Source organism: Pseudomonas ogarae, from assembly GCF_014268695.2.
Taxonomy (GTDB): Bacteria; Pseudomonadota; Gammaproteobacteria; order Pseudomonadales; family Pseudomonadaceae; genus Aquipseudomonas; species Aquipseudomonas kilonensis.
This window is the reverse complement of sequence record NZ_CP077086.1, coordinates 3497852-3524428: the sequence shown is the minus strand read 5'-3', so window position 1 is coordinate 3524428 and position 26577 is coordinate 3497852. Positions and strand designations below refer to the sequence as shown.

Sequence of the window (26577 nt, the reverse complement as noted above, 5' to 3'; positions counted from 1 at the left end):
TTTGCGTTCCGTTGGGTCATAACTCCGAGGTCGTCGATGGAATATTGGCGTCTACCGAGGTTTAAGCCTGATACGGAGATAAGCTCATGATTTTCAACGTACAAGATTTTGGCGCCAAAGGAGATGGCATCACCGACGACACGGCAGCCATCCAGAGTGCGATTGATGCGGCGGCCGCAGCCGGCGGTGGGCAGGTGTACATGCCGACCGGCACCTACATCGTTTCGGGGGGAGAGGAACCTTCCGATGGCTGCCTGATGCTCAAGAGCAACGTCTACCTGTACGGCGACGGCATGGGCGAAACCACGGTCAAGCTGGCCGATGGCTCCGACACCAAGATCACCGGCATTATCCGCTCGGCCTACGGTGAAGAAACCCACGATTTCGGCGTCAGCAACCTCACCATCGACGGCAACCGCGACAGCACCACCGGCAAGGTCGACGGTTGGTTCAACGGCTACATTCCCGGCGAAGAAGGCTACGACTCCAACGTCACCCTCGACAGCGTCGAGATCAAGGATTGCTCCGGGTACGGTTTCGACCCCCACGAGCAGACCGTCAACATGGTCATCAAGAACAGCGTGTCCCACGGCAACGGCCTGGACGGCTTCGTCGCCGACTTCCTCAGCGACAGCACCTTCGAAAACAACATCGCCTACAACAACGACCGCCACGGTTTCAACGTCGTCACCAGCACCCACGATTTCACCATGACCAATAACGTCGCCTACGACAACGGCGGCAATGGCATCGTGGTCCAGCGCGGCAGCGAAGACATCCCCTCGCCCAGCAACATCACCATCACCGGCGGCGAGGTGTATGGCAACGGCGCTGAAGGCGTGCTGATCAAGCTCTCCAGCGAAGTGACCGTCACCGGCGTCGACATCCACGACAACGCCAGCGCCGGGATCCGCATCTACGGCAGCAACCATGTCGAGGTCCTCGACAACACCCTCAACAACAACTCCCTGGGCGGTGCCGTACCGGAAATCATCATCCAGTCCTACGACGACACCCTGGGCGTGTCCGGCAAGTACTTCAACGGCAGCGACAACCTCATCCAGGGCAACATCATCAGCGGCAGCGACCTGTCGACCTACGGTGTGGCAGAGCGCAACGAAGACGGCACCGACCGCAACGCCATCATCGCCAACACCATCAGCCACACGAGCAAGGGCACCACATTGGTGTATGGCGACGGCAGCTACGTCAGCGCCACGGTGCCGATGACCACCGTGCAAGGCACGGCGGGCAACGACACCCTGCTCGGCAGCGCCGCCAACGAGATTTTCTACGGCGGCGCCGGCAACGATACGATCAATGGCGCGGCCGGTAGTGACATCCTCGTCGGCGGCGCCGGCATCGACAAACTCACTGGCGGCACCGGTGCCGATACGTTCCGGTTCGTCGCCCAGTCGGACAGTTACCGCAATGCGACCACCAGTTTCGATGACACCATCACCGACTTCGACGTCACCCAGGACAAAATCGACCTCGCCGGCCTCGGTTTCACCGGCCTGGGCAATGGCCGTGGCGGCACCTTGCAAGTCAGCTACAACGCCACCAGCGACCGCACCTACATCAAGGACTTCGATGCCGATGCCAACGGCAATCGCTTCGAGCTGATTCTCTCGGGCAACCTGGTCAGCACCCTGACCGCCAGCAACTTCATCTTCAACCGAGTGGTCACCGGCACCAGCGGCAGCGACTCGCTGCTGGGTAGCGATGCAGCCGACACCCTGCTCGGCCTGGCGGGCAACGACAGCCTCAGTGGCGGCGCCGGCGACGACAAGCTCGACGGCGGCGCAGGCATGGACACCCTCACCGGCGGCACCGGGGCAGACACCTTCGTGTTTTCAAGCCGCCTGGACAGCTACCGCAACTACAACACCGGCGGCGTCAACCTCGGCGACCTGATCACCGACTTCGACATCAGCGCCGACAAGATCGACCTCTCCGCCATGGGTTTCACCGGCCTGGGGGACGGCAGGAACAACACCGTGTACCTGGTGCTCAACAGTGCCGGCACCAAGACCTACATCAAGTCCCTGGAGGCCGACGCCAATGGCAACCGCTTCGAAGTGGCGCTGGACGGCAATTACCTCAATACCCTGAGCAGCGCCAACTTCGTCTTTGCCACCACCTCGCCGACCAACCAGGCTCCGGTGCTGGCCACGCCTTTGCTGGACCAGAACGCCACCGAAAACACCCCGTTCAGCTACGTGGTGCCGGCCACCAGTTTCACTGATCCGGATAACGACAGCCTGAGCTACACCGCCAAGCTCGCCGATGGCAGCGCCCTGCCCAACTGGCTGGTCTTCGATGCCGCCACCCGCACTTTCAGTGGCACGCCACCTGACACCGCGTCGGGCACCTACGCCATCCAGGTCACCGCGAGCGACGGCAGTAACGCCACCGTGAGCGACAGCTTTACCCTTGCCGTGCAGGACGTGCCTGCCGCCATTGTGATCAATGGCACGCCGAACAACGACACGCTGACCGGCACCGCGGCCAATGAGCAACTGTTCGGTGGCGCGGGCAACGACACCCTCAACGGCGGCGCCGGCAACGACATCCTGGTCGGCGGCACCGGGGTGGACAAGCTCACCGGTGGCACGGGAGCCGATGTGTTCCGCTACACCTCCAAACTCGACAGCTACCGCACCAGCTCCACCAGCGCCAGTGACCAGATCCTCGACTTCGACGTGACGGCGGACAAGATCGATGTGTCAGCGCTCGGCTATACCGGCCTGGGCAACGGACTCAACGGCACCCTGCAGATCACTTACAGTTCGTCGACCAACCGCACCTACCTCAAGGACCTGACGGTCGACGCCAATGGCAACCGCTTCGAGGTGTCGCTGGCGGGCAACCTGGTCAGCAGCCTGACGGCCAGTCACTTTGTCTTCGCCGACCAGAACACCCCCAGCAACGTGGCGCCGGTCGTAGCCATCCCACTGCTGGACCAGAACGCCAGTGAAAGCACGCCGTTCAGCTACACCGTGGCCAGCAACAGTTTCACCGACGCCAACCAGGATGTACTGACCTACACCGCGACCCTCGCCAACGGCAGCGCCCTGCCCGCCTGGCTGAGTTTCAATGCCACCAGCCTGACCTTCAGCGGCACCCCGACCAGCACCGCGGCAGGCAACTACGACCTGCTGGTCAAGGCCACCGATCCCTCGGGCGCCTCGGTCAGTGACAGCTTCGCCCTGGTGGTGGCCGATGCGCCCGCCAACACCATCACCGGCACCAACAACGCCGAAACCCTCAACGGCACGACCGGCGCGGACCTGATCCTTGGCCTGGGCGGCAACGACACGATCAAGGCCGGCACCGGTGCGGACATCGTCGACGGCGGTGCCGGACGCGATTCGCTGTACGGCGGCGACGGTGCCGACACCTTCCGCTACAGCAACCTCTCCGACAGCTACCGCGACTACGACACCGGGGGCGTCACGGCCACCGATATGATTTATGACTTCACCGTCGGCGTCGACAAAATCGATGTCTCGGGGCTGGGTTTTCTCGGCCTCGGCGATGGCAGCAACGGCACGCTGTACATGACCTTGAACGCGGCTGGCGACAAGACCTACATCAAGTCCGCCGAAGCCGATGCCGACGGTAATCGCTTCGAAATAGCCCTCAACGGCAACTACCTCAACACCCTCACCGCCAGCGACTTCGTCTTCGGCGAGCGCGCCCAGCAGGACATCCTCTACCTGCCGACCCTCGGCCAATCCAATGCGCGCCTGTTGCGCATGACCGAGGACGACGACCAGTCCGGTACCTCGATGCTGGTCAATGACCTGGACCGCTACACCACCTACGACGTGCGCAGCCAGTTCACCGATGCCGACGGCAACGGCATCGACATCGCGGTGGGCGGCAGCACGGTCAACGGCCTCTCCACACTCAGCGCCGAGGAGCTCCAGCTGTGCTGGTGGCTGACCGACACCAACCAACCCGGGCCGGCACTGTTGCGCGCGGTGACGTTGCTGCGCGACCAGCTCACCGAACTGCAGTCGATCGACAACGTCACCATGGGCATCATCTGGGGCCAGGGCGAGGAAGCCGCCCAGGAAATCGCCCGCGCCACCGACAAGGTAGCGGCAGCAGCGGCCTACAAAGCCGCGACCCTGAAGGTGTTCGACTACTTGCACGCCCAGTTCGGCAATTTCAGCGTGTACCTGATGGAAACCGGTCATTACTCGGAGGACGCGGCCCGGGCCCGGGGTTATTCGGAAGAGAAAATCGCCTCCATCGTCGAGGGTGTCGGTTATGTGCGGGCAGCCCAGGAAGCCATCGCCGCCGAGCGCGCCGACGTCAAGCTGGCGGTGGACTACACCGACCTGCCCTTGCGCTACGAAGTCGACCCGCTGGTGTACCCCGATGATGTCTGGCACCTGCACGAGGAATCGGCGGAAATCGTCGGCCAACGCCTGGCGGACTACATCGCCGATGACCTGGGCTTCCAGGGCAATCCTAACGACAACAACAGCGTGCAGGACATCTTCGACAACGCCCAGAACCAGGGCGGGATGATCGCCGGTACCGACCAGGACGACACCCTGGTGGGCAGTTCGGGCAACGACACGCTGGACGGTGACCTGGGCGCCGACACCCTCACCGGTGGCGACGGCAACGACATCTACGTGGTCGACAACGCCTTCGACAGCGTGGTGGAAACCAACACCTCGACCGCGCAGATCGACACGGTGCAAGCCTCGGTCAGTTGGACACTGGGGGCCAATCTGGAGAACCTGGTGCTCACCGGCGTGTCGGACATCGACGGCACCGGCAATGAACGGCGCAACTTCATCACCGGCAATACCGCCAACAACATACTCAACGGCGCCGCCGGGGCAGACAGCATGAGCGGTGCCGACGGGGACGACACTTACTTTGTCGACAATGCCGATGACAGCGTGATCGAGACCAGCACCAACGCGGTGACGGGCGGGATCGACAGCGTGCACAGCAGTCTGGCGGCCTACACCTTGGGCAATAACGTCGAGAACTTGTATGTCGACAGCACCGGCGCTGCCAATGGCACCGGCAACGCCCTGGACAATACGCTGTTCGCCGGCGCCGGCAGCAATGTACTGGATGGACGCGATGGCATTGATACGGCGAGCTATGAACGTGCGCTGTCCGGCGTGACCGTCAACCTCTCGACGTCGGCGCAACAGAACACCGTGGGGGCCGGGCTCGACACCTTGAAGTTCATCGAGAACCTGAAGGGAAGCGCCTACGCCGACACGCTGTCGGGGAACAGCGCGGCGAACGTCCTCGACGGAGGGGCCGGTAACGATACGCTGGTGGGTGGTTCGGGCGATGACCGCTTGATTGGCGGCGCAGGCACCGACAACCTCACCGGAGGCACAGGTGCGGACACCTACGTGTTTGGTGCGCTGTCGGACATGGGCGTCGGGGCCTTGCGCGATGTGATCAGTGGCTTCAAGAGCGCGGAGTTCGACAAGTTGGACCTCACCGGCCTGGACGCCAACCCGCTGACCGCCACGGTCGATGCCTTCACGTTCATCGGCAGCAACGCCTTCGACCCCAGCAACGCCACCGGCCAGCTGCGCTTCGTCGATGGCATCCTCTCCGGCAGTACCAACGCCGACGCCACCCCCGAGTTCGAATTCGAACTGGTCGGTGTCAAGGAGCTGCACGCCAGCGACTTCACCGCCTGATTGCCCCCTGCGCAGGCTTGCCCGCAATAGCGGCGGCACACTCAGCATGGATGCTGACTGACCCACCGCTATCGCGAGCAAGCCTGCACACAGGGATAAGTTGCAAACTTGAACCCTGGACTGTCTAGAACAAGCTTTGCACCTGCTCCAGCACCGCGCGGTTCATCTGGCCGGTGTGGGTGTGCAGGCTCACATAGCTTTGCAGCATGTCGAGCTTGGTGTTGAGCAGGTCCCGACGGGCCTGGAACAGCCGCTGCTGCGCGTCAAGAATATCCACCGTGGAACGCACGCCGCCCTGGAAGCCTTTTTCCGTCGAGGTCAGTGCTCGCTGATTGGACTCCACCGCCCGTTGCATGGCCTTGCTCTTGGCAAACCCGGCGACGACGCCCAGATAATCAGCCTCGATATCCTCGGCCAGTTGCTGGCGTTGCACGTCGTAGTCGGACTGGGCGCCGGCCAGTTGCGCTTCGGCCTTGGCCACCGACGCCCGTACCGCCCCGCCGCGATACAACGGAATATCCAACTGCACACCCACGTAGTAAGTGTCCTGGCGCGGGTCGAGTTCCTGGTATTGACGGGTTTCCCGGCGGGTCAACTGGGTGGTCAGCGACAAGGTTGGATAATGCCCGGCGCGCTGGCTGTCGGCCTGGGCTTCGGCCACTTTCACTGCCGCCAGTCGGGCGGCCAGCTCGGGGCTGGCTTCACGGGCAATCGCCGTCCAGTACGGCAAGTCCTGTTCCGGCGGGATCGGGCTACCGACGGCCAGCTCTTCGCGCATCGGCAGGATGTCATCGATCGGCACGCTGGCACGCCCGGACAAGGCCCGCAACGCCGCCACCCGGCGCGCCTGGGCTTCAGCCTCCTGGGCTTGCACCAGGTCGAGTCGCGCCTGGGCTTCATCGATATCGGTGATCGCGCCCTGGCCGCCTTCATAAAGCTTTTTACTTTGAACGACCAAACCTTGGATGGCGCTCTTCTGCTGGACGATCAACTTGATCTCGTTCTCGGCCCGGGCGACGTCGAAATACCCCTTCGCCACCCGGTCATACAGAGTCTGGCCGGCCACATCGAACACCTGGGTGCCCAGTTGACCGCGCGCCTTGCCCTCCTGATACGCCGCCCAGCGTGCCTTGTCGTAGAGCGGCTGTTGCGCCGCCAAGGTGACGTTGTTCGCCTGGTAATCGTTGCTGTTGACGTAACTGCTGTCGTCACCGCCGTCGGTCCGCCCACCGTATCCGTAGCGCGAGCTTAGCGACACTTGCGGGTAAAGGCCGCCACGTCCGATGTCCTCCTCATGCCGCGAAGCTTCAAAGGCGTGGGCCGCCGACTGCACGGTCGGATCGTTGAGGCGCGAAGCATCGTAGGCGGCGGTCAGGCTCAGCCCCCCCTCAGCGGCCCACAGCGGATTGAGCGCCGCCCAACCCGCACACAGGCTCAGCAATACATGCAAACGGTAGCGGCAACGATCGACCATGCTCATTCCTCCTTGAAGGCTGCAAGCAAACGTTCACGCAAAGGCTTCATCAGGTAATTCATCAAGGTACGCTCGCCCGTCACCACCGTGACGTCGGCGAGCATGCCCGGGCGAACCAGCAGGCCGGCGCTCTGCAACGCAACCACGGTGTCGGCAGGAATCTCGACCTTGGCGGAGAAGTACGGTTGGTGTGTCTGCTCATTGATCAACTGGTCCGCCGACACTGTGGTCACCGTGCCGGTAACCGTCGGCGTATCCACCCGTTGCAGTGCGGTGAAATGCACGTGCACCGGCAGGCCCGGGCGCAGTTTGTTGGCCATCAGCGGCTCGAAACGCGCGGTGATCGCCATCGGCGCATCCAGCGGCACGACCTGCATCAGGGTCTGGCCGGCCTGTGCCACGCCGCCGACCGTATGAATGCTCACGTCCATGACCTGCCCGGCCACCGGCGCTCGGATCGCACCGTTGTCGACTTCAAACTGCAAGGCACGAATCTGATCGGCGTAACCGGCGGCCTCGGCCGAGACTTCGCTGAGCTGGGTTTCGGCATCGCGGCGAAACTCCTGCTGCGCCTGCAAGGCCTTGAGCCGGCTTTCGTTGATCGCCTGGCGAGTCCTGCCGACATCACCCACCCCAGAGGCGATCTGCCCCGCCAACTGGGCCGCGTTGCGCTCGGCCTCGAAGAGTTTGTTGCGCGGAACGTAGCCTTCCCGGGCCAGATCGCGCAGGCCTTCGAGCTCCTGCTGCTGGAAGCGCATCTGCGCGTCGTAGTTGCGCTTGACGCCTTCGTAACCAAGCAATTGCTGCTGCAAGGCCGCGGCTTCGTGCTCTATGATCTGCAAGCGGCTGCCCAGCTCCGCGCGGCGGGTGATGAACAACTGGCTCTGCAAGGCCATGGCCGCCTTGACCCGCGGTTCGTCGGCGTGGGCCAGCAGTTCCGCGGGCCATTGGATCTCGGTACTGCCCAGGCGCTCGGCAATCAAGCGCGCCTCGATGCTGCGATCGTTGAGGAGTTTGCCCAGGGTCACGTCCAGTTGCGACTGCGCCTGCACCGTATTGAGCTGCACGAGCAATTGCCCCTGGGTGACGCGGTCGCCATCGCTGACCAACAGTTTTTCCACCACCCCGCCGACCAACGACTGCACCGCCTTGCGCTCCCCCGCCACCACCACAGTGCCGCTGCCTACCACCCCTTGGTCGAGCGGCGCGAGGCAGGCCCAGAGCAGGAAACCGCCCAGCGTCAGGACCAGGAATCCCATGCCATAACGCGCCGCGCTCCCGGCATCGGTACTGGCGCTGGGCAGCGTCGTGGTGCTGCGCACGCTCAGCCCCTGCTCGCTGTACGCTTGTGCCCCAGGAGTCAGATCACGCATCGCCGCCCGCCTCCCTGACCGCGGCCGGTCTCGGCCCCGGCATCAATGCCTTGAGCACCCGGTCCCGTGGCCCGAACGCTTGTTGAGTACCGTCCTTGAGCACCAGGATGTGATCGACCACCGCCAGCACACTGGGCCGGTGAGTAATCAACACCACGGTGCTGCCGGCCACCTTGAGCGCACTGATGGCCTGCACCAGCGCCAGCTCGCCGGCGTCATCGAGATTGGAGTTGGGCTCATCGAGCACGATCAGCGATGGTCGTCCGTAGAGCGCGCGGGCCAGGCCCAGGCGTTGTTTCTGCCCACCGGACAAGCCAAGTCCGCCGGGACCCAGCGGCGTGTCGTAGCCCTTGGGAAAGCGCAGGATCATTTCGTGGATACCAGCATGACGCCCGGCGGCGATGATCTTGTCGGCGTCCTGTTCACCGAAACGGGCGATGTTGTCGGCGACCGTGCCATCGAACAACTCGATGTCCTGTGGCAGGTATCCAAGGTAAGGCCCCAAGGCGTCGTGGGACCACTGGCTGATCTCGGCATCATCCAGGCGCACCGACCCGCCCATGGCCGGCCAGACCCCGACCAAGGCGCGCGCCAGTGTCGATTTACCGCTGGCGCTGGGCCCGACCACCGCCAGCACATCGCCTTTGGCGAGGCTGAAATTGATCCCGCGCAGGATCGGCTGCGAAGCACCTGGCGGACCGACATACAACTGCTCCAGGCGCACCGCACCGGTCGGTGGCGGCAACGGCATGCGCAGACGCTCGCGCGGATGCTGGGCCAGCAATTGGCTCAGGCGCTGGTAGCTCTGGCGTCCGGCGTTGAATTGCTTCCACGAGCCGATGGCGATTTCCACGGGGGCCAGGGCTCGCCCCAGCAACAGCGACATCGCAATCATCATGCCCGCCGACAGTTGGCCTTCGAGCACCAGCAAGGCCCCCAGGCCCAAGGCCAGGGACTGCCCGGAGATACGCACGAAACGGGTCATCGAGGTGATACGCGCGCTGCGGTCGCTGGCATGGGCCTGGGCGGCAATGATCCGTTGCTGCAACAGGCTCCAGCGCTGACGCAGCGGCCCGAGCATGCCCAGGGCCTGGATGACTTCAGCATTGTGCAGCGTGCTGTTCACATAGATCGACGACTGCACCCCCAGCCGATTGGCCTCCCCCAGGCGTGCTCGCGTCGCCAGTTCCCCCCACAGCGCCAGGCCGACCAGCACCAGGGCCAACACCAGTGTCAGCACGCCGAACCAGGGGTGAAAGATGAACGCCACCAGCAGGAAGATCGGCAGCCAGGGTGCATCGAGCAAGGCGATCAGGCCCTGCCCGGTAATCAACTGGCGCAGCGTCGCCAGATCGGTGAGCACTTGCGCCGGGTTGGCGTTGTGCTCGCGCAGGCTGCGGGCAAAGGCAGCGTCGAAAATCCGCTCACCCAAGGCTTCGTCCAGCCCCGCGCTCATGCGAATCATCACCTCGCCACGGACCCACTCGATCAAGGCGCTGAACATGAATAGCCCCAAGGCCATCAAGGTGAGCATGAACAAGGTGGTTTCGTTGCGGCTGGTCAGGACCCGGTCGTAGACCTGCATCATGTAGAGCGACGGCACCAGCACCAACAGATTGATAACGCCACTGAACAATGCCAGGGCCCAGAACACCCGTCGGTAGCTCAATAAGGCAGCATCAATGTCATGACGCGGATCGAGTAGAAACCCCATGGGAAATCGCCTGCAAGAGAAATTGTCGGTCTAGGACGCAATCCTTCGCGAGGCTTTTTTCCCGAGCATGCTCAAGAAAAAACTGTCCAGCTGATGTGCCGATACCAGGGACGATCCTCATCCCTACAGACGCCAATTACTGACAACGCGGTCGCGGGTTAGTGCCGGTTCGCAAGGCTGGGTTTGCAAGTGGGTGACAGGCGGAAGGGCCGCGTTTCAAGACGGCGGTTTTTGCGTCTCGAATGGGCTTGAAAGGCGGTTTTGTTGACGCCAGTAACGTGACGTCAACAGGGCAAAAATGACAGGCTAACCGAGGGCAGCGGCGCCCTCAGACTGGGGTGAATGTCGCGATGTCGCCAGGCCGATAAAGGAAATGATCAGCGCCAGGCCCAGGGTGGTACTGACCTCGCTGCGGTGCTCGGGCGTGATCATCATGACCGCCAGCGCCGCCGAGATGAACACAATGACCAACCAGGTCAACCAGGGGAACAGCCACATGCGAAAAGTCAGCTCGACATTCTGGCGAAGCAACATACGGCGCATGCGCAGTTGCGAGATGGCAATCACCAGGTACACCAGCAAGGCGATGGCGCCGGAGCTGGCGAGCAGGAACTGGAACAGGCCGGCGGGCATGAAGTAACTGAACAAGGTGACACCCGCGCCCAACACGGTACTGGCAATCACCGCAGACCTTGGAACACCGGCCGAAGACGTCACCTTCAGCGCTTTTGGCGCATCGCCACGACGCCCCAGCGAGTACAACATCCGCGAGGCGATATAGATCGAGGAGTTCATGCAACTGGCCACCGCGATCAGCACCACCACGTCCACCAGGAACTTGGCGTGGGGAATGTTCATCAGCTCCAGCGCTCGCTGGTATGAGCCCACTGAAGCCAGGAGTGGATCGTTCCAAGGCACCACGGAAATGACCACGAAAATAGACAACAGATAGAACACCCCAATACGCCAGATCACCGAGCGGGTGGCCTTGGCAATGTTCTGCGCAGGATTGTTGGATTCAGCGGCAGCGATCGTCACCGCCTCCGTCCCGATGAAGCTGAACATGATGGTGATGAAGGCACCTACCACCGCCGACAAACCGTTGGGTGCGAACCCGCCGTGCTCCTCCATCAACCGACTCAGGCCGCTGGCTTCACGCTCGGGAATCCAGCCCATCAGCACCGCGAAACCCAGGGAGATGAAGCCGATGATCGCCACGACCTTGGCCATGGCGAACCAGAACTCGAACTCGCCGTATTTGGACACGCTGAACAGATTCGTCACGGCCAGCAGGACAATGGAGACCGAGGCAAACAACCACGCGTCGATGGCGGGAAACCACTGGTTCAACACATGGCCGGCAGCCAACGCCTCGATGGGGATCACCAGCACCCAGAACCACCAGTAGAGCCAACCGATGGTGAAGCCTGCCCAGCGTCCGATGGACTGGTCGGCATAGGTGGAGAATGAGCCGGTGTCCGGATTGGCAACCGCCATCTCACCCAGCATGCGCATGACCAGTACCACCAACAGCCCGGAAAACAAGTAGGCCAGCATGACGGCCGGGCCGGCGGCGGCAATGGCATGGCCCGATCCCACGAACAGACCCGCACCGATGATCCCGGCAATGGACAGCATGGTGACGTGACGAGGCTTGAAGCCCTGTGCCAAATGGCCGTTCGAATCCTTGAAGCTGGGGCTGGTCATTTTTTTATTCTCTTGTGATCGAACATTGAGACGCGCGCTGGGACAGTCGGTGCTTCTGGTATTCCCGCCCCTCCTGGAAGCGCTACCTCTTGGTCGGGTTGATCCACCCTGGGCGAACGTGCGCACTTGCGATGAAAAGTCGCGCCACGTTACCTGCCTTCCCTCCCGAGTTAGTTACCTGAACGCGCCATCCCTGTGCCTGATTTCGCCAAGTAGGGCATGGCATTTTGCCGCTTGCCAGGTGTCTGGAGCGCGGTATTCAGTCACGTCCTTGAGGGGGAGCCATGAAATAAACCCTTTAAAAACTTTACTGGGTTAAGTATTTTGCATGCCTATGCCCGGTCTGTTGTTAACCAGGAAGCCTGTGGGAGCGAGCTTGCTCGCGATGGCGGTATTTCAGTCGACTTCAATGCGGCTGATCCAACGCTATCGCGAGCAAGCTCGCTCCCACAGGGCTGGTGTACCAAGGCCTTTAATCGCTGCTTTCCAACAAGGACCTACCGTGAGCGGACTGCGTGAACGTCAAAAAGCCGAACGCCGCCAAGCCATCAGCAAGGCGGCGGTCGAACTGTTCGAGCGCCAGGGTTTCCAGAACACCACCATCGAGCAGATCGCCAGCCAGGCCGGCGTATCGGCGCCTACCGTCTTCAAGTATTTCGGCAACAAGCAGGAGATCATCCTGGAGATCCTGCACGACGCCGACCAGCGCGCACTCACGGACACCCGCAACCAGATCCCTGAAATCGAAGACCCGGTCGAAGCGCTGTGTTATCTGGAGCGGCTGTTGACCGGCTACGCACTGGAGGTCATGCATCCGAGCCTGTGGCGCGAGTTGCTGCCGCTGATCCTGTTTGGTGGCAACAACGGGCTGCCCGAGGGTTATCGCGCCATGAACGATGCGCTCAGGGCCGAAATCAGTGGGCTGATCAGGGAATTGCAACAGGCCGGAAAGCTGCGCGCCGACCTCGACGTCGACCTCGCCGCCTTCCTGTTGAACGACTATTCGCACTTGCAGCTGTTCAGGTTGGTCAACCAGGAGCAACCGGACATCGAGGCACACTCCACCCAAGTCCGGCGTATCACCGAATTGCTCTTCCTGGGCATGCGCGCCTGAGTGAACACCCCACCGATACGGACCCGACGCCGCAACACCGGGTCACGCTGATCAGCGATGCGTCTTGATGCTGGTCCAGGTGCGGGTGCGGATCCGCTCCACCGCCGCCGGCACCGGCTCCAAGGCGAACAGGGTCTTGCGCGCCTCGTCCGGTATATACATGGCGGGGTTGTTGCGAATTTCAGCATTGACCAGCGCCGTAGCTTCCTTGTTCGGGTTGGGGTAACCGATCTTGTTGCTGATTCGGGCAATGACATCCGGACGCAAGATGTAGTTGATGAACGCGTAGGCCTCTTGGGCATGAGGGGCGTTGGTGGGCACCATCATGACGTCCGACCACATCGGCGCGCCCTCCTTGGGCAGCGCCATTTCCACCTTGACCCCCTTCCCTGCGTCTTCGGCCAGTCGTTTGGCCAGGGCCACCCCACCGGACCAACCCACCCCTACGCAGATATCACCGTTGGCCAGGTCCATGCCATAACGCGACGAATTGAAGTAGGTGATGTAGGGGCGAACCTTGAGCATGGCCGCCTGCGCCTTTGCGTAGTCTTCACGTTTCTGGCTGTTGGGGTCCAGCCCTTCGTAGTGCAAGGCGATGGGCACGATCTCGTTGGCGGCGTCGAGCAGACCGACGCCGCAACTGGCCAGCTTGGCCATGTTTTCTTCCTTGAAAAGGATGTCCCAGGTGTTCATTTGCACATCGGCACCCAGCACCTGCCGCACCTTGTCGACGTTGTAGCCGATCAGGGTCGTGCCCCACAGATACGGCGCCGCATAGCGGTTACCCGGATCGCCCACCGTCTCCAGGGACTTCATGAACTCGGGGTCCAGATGCTGCCAGTTCGGTAATTGGCTGCGGTCCAGGGGTTGGACGGCACCGGCGGCAATCAGGTGACTGACGTTGGAACTGCTCGGGTAGACCACGTCATACCCGGAGTTGCCGGTCAGGAGTTTGGACTCCAAGGTCTCGACGCTGTCGAAGACGTCGTAGATGGGACGGATGCCGGTTTCCTCCTGGAAACTCTTGAGGATTTCAGGCGGCAGGTACTCGATCCAGTTATAGATCCGCACCGTCCGCTCTTCGGCCAGGCTCGCGCCACTGACCAGCATCGAAACGACAGCGCCCAGCAAGGTGTTACGCAAAAACAGGTTCATGATCAAACACTCCAGCGCGGCCGCGAAGGCTCGCGGCACTTAATAGCGGTAGGTGAAGTAGAGTTCCAGCGCGCTGAATTTCCGGTCGTCGCCGAAGATTTGTTTGGCCGCTGCCATGGGCTTGACCCAGTTATAGGACAGCGAGGTGGACAACGACTTCGACGGCGCCCAATCCAGGAAGACTACACTCTCGTCGGCAAACCGTTTGTCGCTGACAGCGGTGCCCATATAGTTTTTTTCGTCGAGCCAGAACTGGTAGTGGATCGCACCGAGCGTAAGGGTTTCGTTGAGGTGGGTCTTGAGTGAGAACTGCTGGACGTTTTCGTTGCTGTTGAACAGCAGGTAGTTGCCGACGACATCGCCGATCAGCCAGGTGCCCCAGTCGACGAAACCCTTGCTCAGCGGGTCCCAGGCTTTCTGTCGGTTGTCCGTGAGGTTGTCGTCGCCGGAAAAGCTCGCGTAGCGGTAGCCGATCACCGGGGTCAACGGCAGCGTGCCAAAGGTGTAATCCGCCTGGCCGTACCAGGCCTTGGCATCGTAATCCACGCCTTCGCCACTGCCTCGCTCCAGGGCGTATTCGGCATTGAGGGTCAGGTCCGGGATGCCCGGGAGTTTGGCGTTCAAGGCTCTGACGTTGTACACCAGCATGCCATCGCGACGACGCGGCAATGTGCTGCCCTTGGGGCCCAGGGCCTTGACCTTCAACGCGGTGGCGCCCAGCGTCACCTGGTCGTCGAGGTTGTAGTCCAGGTTCACGCCGCTCATGCGAAAGTCACCCAGGTCGCTGTCGGTTGCCAGGCTGAAGCCCTGGACCTTCAACGCGCCATGGTCCCAGGCGACCACCGCCGAATCCTTGAAGGCAGTGCGTGGGGCGAGCCAGTAGGCACCGTCATTCAATTGGTCGAGGTTGCCATCCATCACGATGAAACCGTTGCCGATCATGTAGTTCTGGCGACCGCCCGTGACCGTCCACTCCCCGGCCCGGAAACCGCCATAGAACTCTTCGGTCGACACCTTGCCGTCGGAACTGCGGGTGAAGCCACCGGCATCGCCATCACCGAAGGTGGTCGCCCCCACCAGGGAGCCGCCGGCCAGCAGGCTGAAATCCGGCTGCACGGCATATTCCAACTTGACGCCCGGCTTGACGTAGAACTCCTGCCAGTCGTTTTTCGTGCCGCCATTCTTGCCGCTGCGCATGTCCACCACGCCGCCGCCAAAGTTGACGTTGCGGGTGGACAGGACTGCACCACCGGCCGTTAAGTTGACCTCGCCCTTGAGGTTGCCCTCCTCGAAGGTGTAGCCCGCCCAGGCAACCTGGGCGGTCAAGGGTAACCCGAGCACGAGGAACGTTCGGGACAAACGCATCATGGAAACCATATGGAGCTCCTGTTGATTATTGTTGTTACAGGGCAGTAAATGGCGGCGCAAACCCGCGCCAACGCCTGGCGGGGCCAGGTGAGCGGAACGAAATTCTTGTGTTTATCGGATGACGTCAGGGCGTCAGTTGCGCCGCGATGGCACGCAACATGCGCACGCTGTCGCCGTCGAAAGGGCTGACGGCTTCGCCCAGGGACGACTGCTTGACGATCACCACGCCGGACGGTTTGTCGACGAACAGGTATTGGCCATGGATGCCTCCGGCCATGAGCGCCTGGCTGTGGTCGTTGAACACATACCATTGGCTGCGGTAGGAGGCCCCTGGAGTCCAGCTCGAAAAGTCAGGGGATGCAGCGTAGATCGCCGGGTCGGCTCCGGCGGCGATACCGGCCAGCGCCTCGGCCGAGAGCAGTTGTGTCCCACCCTGGCGGCCATCGTTGGCCAGCAGGCGACCGAAGCGCGCCATGTCCCGCAAGGTCGCGCTGAAACCGGCGCCGGCGACGCTGCGCCCCCAGGGATCCGCCAGGAAGTAGCCGTCACGCTCACAGCCCAACTGGCTCCAGATCTCCTGCAGCAACTGATGACAGGCCTTGCCTGATGCCCGCTCCATGACCCAGGCCAACGCCTCGGTGGTGGCCGTCACGTAATGGAAAAAGCCGCCGTGACTGCCGCGTTTCCTCAGTGAGGGCAAGTACTGGTACAGGGATTCGAAGGTCACGTACTGCGCGGGCGCCGGCTGGAAACCGCAGGCGTAACCGTATTGGGAACTCTCTGAATCCGGATCCTCATAGACCTCGCTGTAATCGACGGCCACCGCCATGTCGAACAACTGGCGCACGGTCGCATCGGCAAACGCGCTGCCCGCCAGTTCCGGTACGTAATGCGTGGCCGTCAACGTAGGGTCCAGCAAGCCTTCGCAGACCAGTTGCTCGCCCAGGGCACCGATCAGCGACTTGGTCACCGAAAACATGATGTGTCGGTCCTGGGGACGCTGGCCGTTGAAGTAGCGCTCAAACAGTACGGTGTCGCCCTGCAGGACCAGGAAAGCATCGGTCTGGCTGGCGACCAGGTGATCGATCACGCTGATGCTCAAGCCACACTCGCTGTCGAAATGCAGCTCATCCAGCGGCTGGAGCGCCTGCTTGAACACGCTGACCGGCCCACTGCCGGCCTGCACGTCGATAGAAGGACGCAAGCGCGCCAGGTTGCGAAAACCCCATTGGTTGAACGGCGGGCTCATCCAGTTGTGCCAGGTGACGCGGCGGTGGGGTTCGGCGGGAAAGCCTTGCATGAGTGTAGGTGCCAGGCGTGCGTCAAATGGCGATTCGTGAGTCTCGACGTAAAGACTGGCCAGTGAAGGCACGGTGTTCTGATTCATCGGGTTGCCCCTGCAAAATGACTCTGCGTGAAAGCAGATGCAGGGAAATAATTACTCGCAATTATTCTTTAGTCAATAAAACTTTTTATCGTCACTTCAATTCGGTTCGTTTCGTTAACGGCGACATGACCAATAGATCTGTGCTGAATTCTGGGACGAAAGCCCTAAGCAAATAACTAAAGGTTATTTATTGTCTATTTTTTAGATCATTTAAATTAAGCCTTGAGCCCAATGGCTTCGCGGTACTGCCTCAAGAACGTTGGCATTTACCCCTCCTCAGTCACGGCAAATCTCATTAACGGGCCACCGTCATGCAGCTTCTAACACTTCCCCCCTCTCCCGGCCTGGCCACCTCGATTCGTGCCACGGCCCAGGTCTTCGAAGACCCCACCTCCCGCGCTTTGCTGGCTCACCTGCAGCAAGTCGCGCCCAGTGACGCCAGCGTGCTGATCATCGGCCAGACCGGGACCGGCAAGGAACTGGTGGCGCGCCACGTACACAATCTCAGCGCCCGTCGCCACAAACCGTTTGTTGCGGTCAACTGCGGGGCGTTTTCCGAAACCCTGGTGGAGGCCGAGTTGTTCGGCCATGAAAAAGGCGCGTTCACCGGCGCACTGACGGCCAAGGCCGGTTGGTTCGAGGAAGCGGACGGCGGGACGTTGTTCCTGGATGAAATCGGTGATTTGCCGTTGCCGATCCAGGTCAAGTTGCTCCGTGTGCTACAGGAGCGCGAGGTGGTCCGGCTAGGTTCGCGCAAGAGCATCAAGATCAATGTGCGTGTGTTGGCAGCCACCAACGTGCAGTTGGAAAAAGCCATTAATGCCGGGCACTTTCGCGAAGACCTCTATTACCGCCTGAACGTGGTCAGCCTGGTGCTCAAGCCGCTGCGCGAACGCCCCGGTGACATCCTGCCACTGATCCGCCACTTCATTGCCGAGTACAGCCGCAGGCTCGGGCACGGCGAGGTGACGCTGGATGCCCAGGCGCAGCGCAAATTGCTCGACTATTCCTGGCCGGGAAACATCCGCGAGCTGGAAAATGTCATCCACCACACCCTGTTGATTTGCCGTAACAACGTGATCGGCGTGCAGGACCTGCACCTGTCTAACTTGCGTATCGAACGCCAGGACAACCCGCCGCAGGCGCCCCCTCAAAGCGCAGAGACGCTCTTGCACAAAGCCTTCGAGAAACTGCTCGAGCAAGAGCATGGCGACTTGTATGAAAAGGTCGAGGCCGAGTTGTTGCGCACCGCCTACCGCTACGCCAATTGCAATCAGGTCCACACCGCCAGCCTCCTGGGCCTGAGCCGCAATGTCACCCGCACGTTGCTGATCAGGATTGGCGAACTGGTGGTCAATCGACGTCGCCCGGCGCTGGACACGCGCGATGGTCGGGTGGTCAACCTGTCGACCTGAGCCCACACCTTTGTGGCGAGGGAGCTTGCTCCCGCTGGGGTGCGCAGCGCCCCCATGAAGCGGATGACATCCACCTGACACGCCTCGGTGACTGGCTTTAGGGCTGCTGCGCAGCCCAGCGGGAGCAAGCTCCCTCGCCACAAAAGCGGTTCCACAGTGGCCCATTCAGGGGGAGCGCTGCGCTTCAATTCCGGCACATTGCTCGCCTCTCGTTCGCGCTCCCAGGTAGAAATCCTGGAGATCACCACGGGCCGCCAGTTGTTCGGCACTGCCTTCACTGACCACGCGGCCGCTTTCCAACACGTAACCATAGTGGGCGTAGCGCAGGGCGACGTTGATGTTCTGTTCGGCAATCAGGAAACTGACGCCATCGCGCTGATTGAGTTGGCGCACGATCTCGAAGATTTCCTCGACGATCTGCGGCGCCAGGCCCATCGACGGCTCGTCGAGCAAGACCAGTTGCGGCTTGGCCATCAGTGCACGGCCTATCGCGATCATCTGTTGCTCGCCGCCCGAGGTGTGGCCAGCCAGGCTTTTGCGCCGCTGTTTCAGGCGCGGAAAATGGTCATAGACCGACTCCAGGTCAGCCAATAACTGGCGCCGCGGCACCTGGCGCGCCAAGGCGCCGGCCAGGAGGTTCTCCTCCACGGTCAACTGGGCAAAACAATGCCGCCCTTCGAGTACTTGCACCAGGCCGTTCGCCGCCAAGGTGTGCGGGGCGCTGTGGGTCACCTCCCGTCCCTGGTAGACGATCCGCCCCCGCACCACTTCGCCCCGTTCGGCGCGCACCAGGTTGGAGGCCGCTTTCAAGGTGGTGCTTTTACCCGCGCCGTTGGCGCCCAGCAGCACCACGACCTGCCCTTTTGCCACCTCCAGCGACACACTGCGCACGGCCAGGATGGTCTGTTCGTAGAGGACTTCAATATCGTCGATCTGCAGGATCGGCACGTTCGTCGTCATGCTGTTTCGCCTTTTCGGGTAGCGGCCGGACGCGTGTGCCCGGCCGCCGCGATGCCTCAGGATTCTTTGCTGCAATCACGCGGGGTAATGCCTTTTTCCCGGGCGTACTGATGCGAAGACGCTTCGATGATCGGTCGCAGCAAGGCGCGGTCGGCCTGCACCCAATCACTGATCAGCTTCCACTGCGCACCGTCCCATTGCTGGAAGCGCACCGCACCACCGCCTTCATGGTCCGAGCACGACAACTGCAACGGCTGCACCAGGCCCAACGCCCCCAGTTCCTTGAGCCGAGCGTCGTCGAGTTTGAGGTTCTCGAAGCCCCAACGCACTTGCTCACCCGTCAGGGGTTGCTTGCCGAATTTCTGCTGGGCAATGCGCAGCGCTTCTACGTTGAGAATGCCGTTGACCACGCCGAGGTTGTAATACACCGTGCCGAAACGCTTCGGATCGGCCAGGTCGCCATGGCCGGCGTCGACCACTTGTTTCCTGATGCCCTGCAACACCGGGAAATCGGTGCCCGAAGGGTGCGTGGTGATGGCGATGAAACCCTTGGCCGCGGCACCGGCCGGCGCGGCGTCATCCTCGGAATTGCTCCAGATGTTGCCGATGATGTGGTCGGCCGGGAAACCGACTTTCTGCGCGGTTTTCAGCGCCACCGGGTTCATCACACCCCAACCGCGCAGGATCACCCAGTCGGGTTTTTCCCGACGGATATTCAGCCATTGCGATTGTTGCTCGTTGCCCGGGTGCGGCACCTCCAGCAAGGTCAGCGCAAAGCCGTACTTGTCGGCCAGGGTTTGCAGCACCTCGTTGGTTTCCTTGCCGTAGGGCGAGCCGTGATACAGGGTGACGATCTTCAGGCCCTTGAGTTTGTCCTGTCCCCCGGCCCTTTGGCCGATGTAGTTGATGATCGCCGACACTTCGGAATACGGGTTCAACTGCAACGGGAAGACGTAGGGAAACACGCTGCCGTCGGTGGAGTCCGTACGACCGTGGTTGATGGTGATCAGCGGCAGTTTGTCGGCCGTCGAGCGCTCCAGGGTGGCGTAGGCAATACCCACCGACAATGGGTTGGTGGCCGCCGCCGGCGCGCCGTTCAAGCCTTTCTTCAGGCGCTCGTAGCACTCGACGCCTTTTTCGACCACGTATTCGGTTTCGCACTCGCTCCAGGTCAGCTTGACTCCATTCACGCCGCCATTGGCGTTGACGTACTTGAGGTAGTCGATGAAGCCGCCGAAAAAACCGGTGCCGCCGGCCGCATAAGGGCCGACGCGATAGCTTTGCAGCGGGAAGTATTGTTCGTTGTCCGCCTGGACGGTGAAGGCCGCGGCGGTGAGGCTCAGGGCCAGTGCCAGGCTGCTGGCAAATGATCGTTTGAACATCGGATTTTCCTTGTTATGAAGCCATAGGTAAGCCAACAAAATGCAACTGCAAACCCGCGCTGTGCGCATCGCTCAGTAGCGCAATGGCCACAGCCGTGCGCGCTGGCGAAATCTCTGCCAGAGGCGCGCAAGGCCCTCTGGCTCCTTGATCAGGAACAAAATGATCAGGGCGCCGAATATCATCTTCTGCAGGTTCTCCACCTGGCCGGCGTCAATCAGCCCGCCGGGCAGCAGCGACACCAGGTTCGAGAGCAACACCGGAAACAGCACGATGAAGGCGGCGCCGAGGAGGTTGCCCAGCAGGCTGCCGAGGCCGCCGATAATGATGATGAACAGAATCTGGAACGACCGATTGAGGTCGAACCCGTGAGGCTCCACCGTGCCCAGGTAAGCGAAGGCCCAGAGCGCGCCGGCCACCCCAAGGAAAAAACCGCTGATGGCGAATGCCAGCAACTTGGTTTTTGCCAACGCAATGCCGATGACCGCGGCGGCGGTGTCCATGTCGCGCACCGCCATCCAGTTGCGCCCCAACTCGCTGCGCACCAGGTTCTTGCCCAGCCAGAACAGCGCCACCACCACCGTCAGGGTCAGCAGATAGCGGCCGGCCGGCGCGTCGAGGTTTACCCCGAATACCTCCAGGCGCGGCGCGCTGATCACGCCCGAGGCGCTGTTATTGGAAAACCAACTGAACCGGGTCAGCGCCCAGGTCACGAAGAACTGCGCCGCCAGGGTCGAGACCAGCAGATAGAAGCCCTTGATGCGTAAACTCGGCAGGCCGAACAGCACCGCCACCAGGGCCGCCGTCAACCCGCCCAGGACGATACTGACCAACAGCGGCAAACCGGCGACCCGTACTTCGAGGTTGTAAGTGGCAAAGGCGCCCACAGCCATGAACGCCGCTGAACCGAGGGACAGTTGTCCGGCATAACCAGTGAGCAAATTGAGCCCCAACCCGGCCAGGGACAGCACCAGGAATGGAATCAGGATCGCGCTGAACCAATAGTCATTGCCCAGCCAGGGCACCACGACGAAGGCAAACAGCAGCAACGCGACGAGTCCGTGACGGTCCTGGCGCAGCGCGAAGACCCGACGGTCCTGGGCATAGCGGGTGTTGAACTGGCCTGCTTCTCGATAAAACATCATGCGTTCCCCTAAACCCGTTCGATGGCCCGTTCGCCAAACAACCCCGCCGGACGCACCAGCAGAAACAGCAGCGCCAGCACGTAGGGAAACCAGTTCTCGATGCCGCTGCCGATGAAGGGCCCGAGGTAAACCTCCGCCAGCTTCTCCGAGGCGCCGATGATCAAGCCACCGACAATCGCGCCGCTGATGGAGGTGAAGCCGCCGATGATCAGCACCGGCAAGGCCTTGAGTACCACCAGCGAGAGCGAGAACTGCACACCGAGGCGAGCGCCCCAGAGCAGCCCGGCGACCAGCCCGACAAACCCCGCCACCGCCCACACCACCACCCACACTCGTTGCAAGCGGATACCCACGGCCAACGCCGCCAGTGGGTCATCGGCCACCGCCCGCAACGACAATCCGAGCCGGGTCTTGTTGAACAACCAGGACAGCAGCAACACCAGGACCGCCGCCGTCAGCGCGGAAAAAATGTCGAACTGCGACAACAACATCCCGCCCAACTCAAGCGGTTCGTCGCTGATGCCCAGTTCCAGGCCATGCACCTGGGCGCCCCACAGCGCCTGGGCGAAGCCTTCGATGACGTAGGAGAGCCCGAGGGTGGCCATGAACAGCGTGATCGGCGAACGGTTGACCAGAGGGCGCAGCACCACACGCTCCACGGCCACGGCGATCAGCAGCATCGCCGCCAGGCTGATGAGGAACGCCAGCCAGAACGGCACGCCGCGTTCCAGCAGGCTGACGAAGGTCAGCGCCGAGAACAGCACCATCGCGCCCTGGGCGAAATTGAATACCCCGGAGGCCTTGTAGATCAGCACAAAACCGATGGCCACCAAGGCGTACATCACCCCCGCCAACAACCCGCCAATCAATACTTCAAAGAAAAATTCCATCGCTGTTCCTGTTCTGCGGGCGCAACTTGCCTGCCCTCCCTGGTGGGAAGGCGTCGAATATCCAGTGTCAGTGGCGAGTGCCCAGGTAGGCCGAAATGACCTCGGGGTTCAGCCGTACTTCCTCGGGCGATCCGTCGCCGATCTTGCGACCGTAATCGAGCACCACCACATGGTCGCTGATGTCCATGACCACGCCGATATCGTGCTCGATCAACACCACGGTGGTGCCCAGTTCACGATTGATGTCGACGATGAAGCGGCTCATCTGCTGCTTCTCGGCGGCGTTCATCCCGGCCATGGGTTCGTCCAGCAGCAACAGCCGAGGCTCCGCCGCCAGCGCCCGGGCCAGCTCCACCCGTTTCTGCAAGCCGTAGGGCAACGTGCCCACCAGGGTGTCGCGCCAGGGCTGCAAATGCAGGAACGCTATAACGCGCTCGGCCGCTTCGCGCTGGCGGTCATCCTCGGCCCGAGCGCGACCGATGCGCAGCGCCTGCTCGATCCAAGTGCTGCGCCGTTTGAGGTTACGTCCGGAGAGCACGTTGTCGAGCACGCTCATGCCCTTGAACAGCGCGATGTTCTGGAATGTCCGGGCGATGCCGCGTACGGCCACGTCGTGGGGGCGCATCCGGCGCCGCTCCTGTCGATCAAAACGGATGTGCCCGTCCTGGGCCTGGTACACGCCGCTGATGACATTCAGCAGCGAACTCTTGCCGGCACCGTTGGGGCCGATCAAGGCGCAGATCTCACCGGTGGCGACACGAAAGCTGATGTCCGTGACCGCTTTGACGCCTTTGAATGACAGCGAAATATGCTCCAACTCCAGCAAATGCGCGGTGGCCGTCTCGGTCATGGTGCGTCTCCTCTCAGGCCAATTGCGACTGGAGCCCGCTCCAGCCATCGGTGGTTTGCTGCACAAGATGCGTCGGCGCTTCCCAGTGGCCCGCATCGCCCCACTGGCGAACCCTGATACCCAATGCCTGGAAAAACGCCTGGGTTTCGGGCGGCAACGCATCGCCCACCAGCAACGGCGCGCGGGTCCTGGAAAACCCCAGCACGTCGCGCAAAGGCCGACGCACCAGCCAGTCACCCAGATGCCGTTGCAGGACGTCGGGATGGGCAGCCAACGCCCAGTCCACCAGCCCACGCGACCAACTGCCCGGCGCCGGCAAACGCTCCAGCGCATAACGGTACAAACGCTCATAGGTTTCCCGCGTTCCGGCCACCAGCGTCGGGCCCAGCTCGCGACGATCGCGATCACGGGTCGCCAGGTTCTCCGGAAAGTTCAGGCGAAAACCGGCTATCAACCAGGGCGCAAGCAGATAGCGGGCTTGTCCGCCCGAGGCGAACGCCCGTGCGGCCAATGCCTCTTCCTGCCGTCCCAGGCCTTCGCGCGTCACCAACCGCTGGCCCTCCTGCAGCAGCTCGGCGTGGCTGACGCGTTGCTCTTCAATCGCCTGCCCTGCCCTGCGATAAAAGACAAAGGCTGTTTGCAGCACTCGCCCCTGCGGTGCCCGTTCATTGGTTGGCTGCTCGGCAACCAGCGCGGCGTAATCAAGCGCTTGAACGAATGGCGTCGAATCGGCCAGGCCACGCTTGTCGAGATAAACCAGCACAGGTGCAGCCACCTGCGCCGCACGCAGACGCCGCATCTCCTCCAGGCCTTCGACCAGGACGAAATCCGGCTGCAGCGTGCCGAGCAGTTGCACCTGTTCGGCCGCCACCTCCAGCGGGTCGAACAGACTCGCCACGCCACCCAGCCACTGCACGGCCAAGGCCGCAAGCAGCGCCTGCGGCCGAGGTCGGCTGATGATCGTCAGGGTCGCGCCCGCTGAAAAACCGCGGATTTGCAGGGCACTCGCCAAACGGCGCACCTCGTCGACCACTTGCGCCCAGCTCCGCTCCTGCCAGACACCCAGGTACTTATGGCGCAGCGCGACATCCGCGCCATGCCGATGCGCCTGTTGCTGCAACCACTGGGGCAAGCTGGCCGGTGCCGCGTCGAGAGTGTTGGTGAACGTGCCCATGCTGCCTCCCGCGCCTACGCGTCTGCCGCCGTTTTGGTCGCCACTTTGCGTTGCTCCAGCTCACGCACCAGCGGCAGCACCTTACGGCCGAAATACTCGACTTCTTCCTGGAAGTGCAGAAAGCCGGCGAGCACCAGATCCACACCCACGGACTTGAGCGCGACGATGCGTTCGGCGATCTGCTGCGGTGTGCCGATCAGGTTGGTCTTGAAGCCATCGTTGTACTGCACCAGGTCCTCGAAGCTGGACTTGGCCCAGTTGCCCTCGCCTTCCGGGCTGGACTTGCCGGCCTGCTTCGCCGCATCGCCAAAGGCATTGACGGCCTCGGGATCGGCCTGGTCGATGATCTGGGCAAGGACCGCCCGCGCCTCCTCTTCGGTGTCGCGAGCAATGACGAAGGCGTTTACACCGACCTTGACCTTGTGATTGTTGGCCGCGGCTTTTGCCTGGAGGTCATCGATCTGCGCCTTGACGCCTTCCACGGTATTGCCGTTGGTGAAGTACCAGTCCGATACCCGTGCGGCCATGTCCCGCGCCGCACGCGAGCTGCCGCCCTGGAAGATCTCCGGGTGTAGCTGCAGTGGTTTTGGCTTGAGGGTGTAGTCGTGGAAGCGATAGAAGTCACCGCGCAAGGTGAAGTTGTCGGTGGTCCAGATGCCCTTGAGGGCGGTGATGAACTCTTCGGAGCGGCGATAGCGCTCATCGTGCTCCAGCCACGGCTCGCCAATGGCGGTGAACTCGCCCTTGAACCAACCCGACACGATGTTGACCGCCACCCGGCCGCCGGTCAGGTGATCGATGGTTGCGATCTGCTTGGCCAACACCGACGGCGTCCACGGCCCAGGCAACACCGCGGCGATGACTTTCAGGCGCGTGGTAGCGGCCAGCAAGGCATGACTGAACGCCACGGACTCATGCTGGTATTCGGCGCCGTAACCGGCGGTAAAGCGCACTTGGGACAGGGCGTAGTCGAAGCCGGCGGCTTCAGCGATCTGGGCCAGCTTGCGGTTGTAGTCGATGCCCCAGTCGGTGCGTTGCTCGATTTTGCTGACCACCAGCCCGCCACTGACGTTGGGCACCCAGTAGGCAAATTTGATCGTGTCCTGGCTCATTGCATGTACTCCACAGCTCGGTTTGAAAGGAAAAATGGATCAGGCGGCACTGGCGTCGTATCGGGCGCTCGTGGCCAGGCTCAGCAACGCCGACTCGACGGCGCGCTCGATACGCTCCAACACCTGTGCGCTGGAGATCTGGTATTGGGTGAAATCGGTTTCGCTGGCATAGACCCCCACCGGCAGGCTCAGGGCCTGGAAGAAGCCGAACAGCGGCCGCAACTGGTGATCGATGATCAAGGCATGGCGATCCGAGCCTCCCGTCGCGGCCAGCAGCACCGGTACATTCTTGAGGGCTTCGTGATGGACGAAATCGAACAGGTGCTTGAACAGGCCGGTGTACGAGGCCCGATACACCGGGCTGGCGGCGATCAGCAGATCAGCCGACTCAATGGCCTGCAGGTCATCCTGCACGGCAGCCGGCAACGCCTCGCGACGCAAGACCCCGGCGAACTGTGGACCGACCTTGGCCAGTTCGATCAAGCGCAGCTCGATCGGCAGTTGCTGTCCGAGCCTGTCGACCAATGCCTGGAGCAGGACCAGCGTGCGCGACGGGTGCTGCACGCTGCCTGACACCGCCACCACTTTGAATTGCTTGCTCATCGCTTACCCCATGCCTGGAGACGCCACCTCAGCGTCAGCACAAGGTGTAGAGCAGCA

18 protein-coding genes are annotated in these 26577 nt (G+C 62.2%); 3 read left to right on the top strand and 15 right to left on the bottom strand.

Features of this window, described 5'->3' with window-relative positions:
• The first annotated feature begins 86 nt into the window (after window positions 1–86).
• Window positions 87–5699, top strand: a complete 5613-nt coding sequence (locus HU749_RS15280; RefSeq protein WP_186651045.1) for a putative Ig domain-containing protein — start codon at window positions 87–89, stop codon at window positions 5697–5699.
• Between the two features lie 124 nt (window positions 5700–5823).
• On the opposite strand, the gene HU749_RS15275 is transcribed toward HU749_RS15280, so the two are convergent.
• The 4 genes from HU749_RS15275 to gabP all read right to left on the bottom strand — a co-directional run bounded on the left by HU749_RS15275 (window position 5824) and on the right by gabP (window position 11967).
• Window positions 5824–7173: a TolC family outer membrane protein gene (locus HU749_RS15275; RefSeq protein WP_079304657.1), complete on the bottom strand. Its 1350-nt coding sequence runs from the start codon at window positions 7171–7173 to the stop codon at window positions 5824–5826.
• A 2-nt stretch (window positions 7174–7175) separates the two neighbouring features.
• The gene (locus tag HU749_RS15270) at window positions 7176–8546 is read right to left on the bottom strand and encodes an HlyD family type I secretion periplasmic adaptor subunit (protein ID WP_046062332.1); all 1371 of its coding nucleotides are present in this window, start codon (window positions 8544–8546) and stop codon (window positions 7176–7178) included.
• A complete protein-coding gene (locus HU749_RS15265; RefSeq protein ID WP_186651047.1) occupies window positions 8539–10260 on the bottom strand; it encodes a type I secretion system permease/ATPase in 1722 nt (573 codons plus the stop codon). The genes HU749_RS15270 and HU749_RS15265 overlap by 8 nt, the downstream gene beginning before the upstream one ends.
• Before the next feature lie 306 nt (window positions 10261–10566).
• On the bottom strand, window positions 10567–11967 hold the full coding sequence (gabP, locus tag HU749_RS15260) for a GABA permease (protein ID WP_079304661.1): 1401 nt from the start codon (window positions 11965–11967) through the stop codon (window positions 10567–10569).
• Between the two features lie 502 nt (window positions 11968–12469).
• Here gabP and HU749_RS15255 point away from each other — a divergent pair.
• On the top strand, window positions 12470–13081 hold the full coding sequence (locus HU749_RS15255; protein ID WP_046062325.1) for a TetR/AcrR family transcriptional regulator: 612 nt from the start codon (window positions 12470–12472) through the stop codon (window positions 13079–13081).
• 51 nt (window positions 13082–13132) lie between these two features.
• On the opposite strand, the gene HU749_RS15250 is transcribed toward HU749_RS15255, so the two are convergent.
• From HU749_RS15250 to HU749_RS15240, 3 genes are all read right to left on the bottom strand, one after another.
• On the bottom strand, window positions 13133–14236 hold the full coding sequence (locus tag HU749_RS15250) for a polyamine ABC transporter substrate-binding protein (RefSeq protein WP_186651049.1): 1104 nt from the start codon (window positions 14234–14236) through the stop codon (window positions 13133–13135).
• A gap of 39 nt (window positions 14237–14275) precedes the next feature.
• On the bottom strand, window positions 14276–15613 hold the full coding sequence (locus tag HU749_RS15245) for an alginate export family protein (protein ID WP_079304663.1): 1338 nt from the start codon (window positions 15611–15613) through the stop codon (window positions 14276–14278).
• A 115-nt stretch (window positions 15614–15728) separates the two neighbouring features.
• Window positions 15729–16991 (bottom strand): serine hydrolase domain-containing protein, encoded by a 1263-nt coding sequence (locus HU749_RS15240; protein WP_079304665.1) that lies wholly within the window; start codon window positions 16989–16991, stop codon window positions 15729–15731.
• Window positions 16992–17302: 311 nt separating this feature from the next.
• On the opposite strand from HU749_RS15240, the gene HU749_RS15235 reads away from it, so the two are divergent.
• The gene (locus HU749_RS15235; protein ID WP_095962142.1) at window positions 17303–18406 is read left to right on the top strand and encodes a sigma-54 interaction domain-containing protein; all 1104 of its coding nucleotides are present in this window, start codon (window positions 17303–17305) and stop codon (window positions 18404–18406) included.
• A 165-nt stretch (window positions 18407–18571) separates the two neighbouring features.
• Here HU749_RS15235 and HU749_RS15230 read toward each other — a convergent pair whose 3' ends face one another.
• The 8 genes from HU749_RS15230 to msuE form a co-directional block, all read right to left on the bottom strand.
• The gene (locus tag HU749_RS15230; protein ID WP_095974242.1) at window positions 18572–19366 is read right to left on the bottom strand and encodes an ABC transporter ATP-binding protein; all 795 of its coding nucleotides are present in this window, start codon (window positions 19364–19366) and stop codon (window positions 18572–18574) included.
• 56 nt (window positions 19367–19422) lie between these two features.
• Complete coding sequence (locus HU749_RS15225) at window positions 19423–20748, bottom strand: ABC transporter substrate-binding protein (RefSeq protein WP_095962140.1); 1326 nt, start codon at window positions 20746–20748, stop codon at window positions 19423–19425.
• 72 nt (window positions 20749–20820) lie between these two features.
• Window positions 20821–21888 carry a branched-chain amino acid ABC transporter permease gene (locus HU749_RS15220; RefSeq protein ID WP_079304671.1) on the bottom strand — a complete coding sequence of 356 codons (1068 nt, stop codon included), beginning with the start codon at window positions 21886–21888 and terminating at the stop codon, window positions 20821–20823.
• 11 nt (window positions 21889–21899) lie between these two features.
• Entirely contained in the window at window positions 21900–22781 is an 882-nt protein-coding gene (locus tag HU749_RS15215) for a branched-chain amino acid ABC transporter permease (RefSeq protein ID WP_046062317.1), read from the bottom strand.
• 67 nt (window positions 22782–22848) lie between these two features.
• Window positions 22849–23631 (bottom strand): ABC transporter ATP-binding protein, encoded by a 783-nt coding sequence (locus HU749_RS15210; RefSeq protein WP_079304673.1) that lies wholly within the window; start codon window positions 23629–23631, stop codon window positions 22849–22851.
• A 13-nt stretch (window positions 23632–23644) separates the two neighbouring features.
• Complete coding sequence (locus HU749_RS15205) at window positions 23645–24805, bottom strand: AMP-binding protein (RefSeq protein WP_095962139.1); 1161 nt, start codon at window positions 24803–24805, stop codon at window positions 23645–23647.
• 14 nt (window positions 24806–24819) lie between these two features.
• The gene (gene sfnG, locus HU749_RS15200; protein ID WP_095962138.1) at window positions 24820–25917 is read right to left on the bottom strand and encodes a dimethylsulfone monooxygenase SfnG; all 1098 of its coding nucleotides are present in this window, start codon (window positions 25915–25917) and stop codon (window positions 24820–24822) included.
• Between the two features lie 39 nt (window positions 25918–25956).
• On the bottom strand, window positions 25957–26520 hold the full coding sequence (gene msuE / locus HU749_RS15195; protein WP_095962137.1) for an FMN reductase: 564 nt from the start codon (window positions 26518–26520) through the stop codon (window positions 25957–25959).
• Window positions 26521–26577 lie beyond the last annotated feature (57 nt).

Coding starts and splice junctions, on each gene's coding strand:
- HU749_RS15240 (WP_079304665.1), bottom strand. CDS start 16,991: ATGAATCAGAACACCGTGCCTTCACTGGCCAGTCTTTACGTCGAGACT.
- HU749_RS15275 (WP_079304657.1), bottom strand. CDS start 7,173: ATGGTCGATCGTTGCCGCTACCGTTTGCATGTATTGCTGAGCCTGTGT.
- HU749_RS15210 (WP_079304673.1), bottom strand. CDS start 23,631: ATGACCGAGACGGCCACCGCGCATTTGCTGGAGTTGGAGCATATTTCG.
- HU749_RS15245 (WP_079304663.1), bottom strand. CDS start 15,613: ATGGTTTCCATGATGCGTTTGTCCCGAACGTTCCTCGTGCTCGGGTTA.
- HU749_RS15280 (WP_186651045.1), top strand. CDS start 87: ATGATTTTCAACGTACAAGATTTTGGCGCCAAAGGAGATGGCATCACC.
- HU749_RS15215 (WP_046062317.1), bottom strand. CDS start 22,781: ATGGAATTTTTCTTTGAAGTATTGATTGGCGGGTTGTTGGCGGGGGTG.
- HU749_RS15235 (WP_095962142.1), top strand. CDS start 17,303: ATGCAGCTTCTAACACTTCCCCCCTCTCCCGGCCTGGCCACCTCGATT.
- HU749_RS15270 (WP_046062332.1), bottom strand. CDS start 8,546: ATGCGTGATCTGACTCCTGGGGCACAAGCGTACAGCGAGCAGGGGCTG.
- HU749_RS15265 (WP_186651047.1), bottom strand. CDS start 10,260: ATGGGGTTTCTACTCGATCCGCGTCATGACATTGATGCTGCCTTATTG.
- HU749_RS15220 (WP_079304671.1), bottom strand. CDS start 21,888: ATGTTTTATCGAGAAGCAGGCCAGTTCAACACCCGCTATGCCCAGGAC.
- HU749_RS15225 (WP_095962140.1), bottom strand. CDS start 20,748: ATGTTCAAACGATCATTTGCCAGCAGCCTGGCACTGGCCCTGAGCCTC.
- HU749_RS15205 (WP_095962139.1), bottom strand. CDS start 24,805: ATGGGCACGTTCACCAACACTCTCGACGCGGCACCGGCCAGCTTGCCC.
- sfnG (WP_095962138.1), bottom strand. CDS start 25,917: ATGAGCCAGGACACGATCAAATTTGCCTACTGGGTGCCCAACGTCAGT.
- HU749_RS15250 (WP_186651049.1), bottom strand. CDS start 14,236: ATGAACCTGTTTTTGCGTAACACCTTGCTGGGCGCTGTCGTTTCGATG.
- HU749_RS15230 (WP_095974242.1), bottom strand. CDS start 19,366: ATGACGACGAACGTGCCGATCCTGCAGATCGACGATATTGAAGTCCTC.
- gabP (WP_079304661.1), bottom strand. CDS start 11,967: ATGACCAGCCCCAGCTTCAAGGATTCGAACGGCCATTTGGCACAGGGC.
- msuE (WP_095962137.1), bottom strand. CDS start 26,520: ATGAGCAAGCAATTCAAAGTGGTGGCGGTGTCAGGCAGCGTGCAGCAC.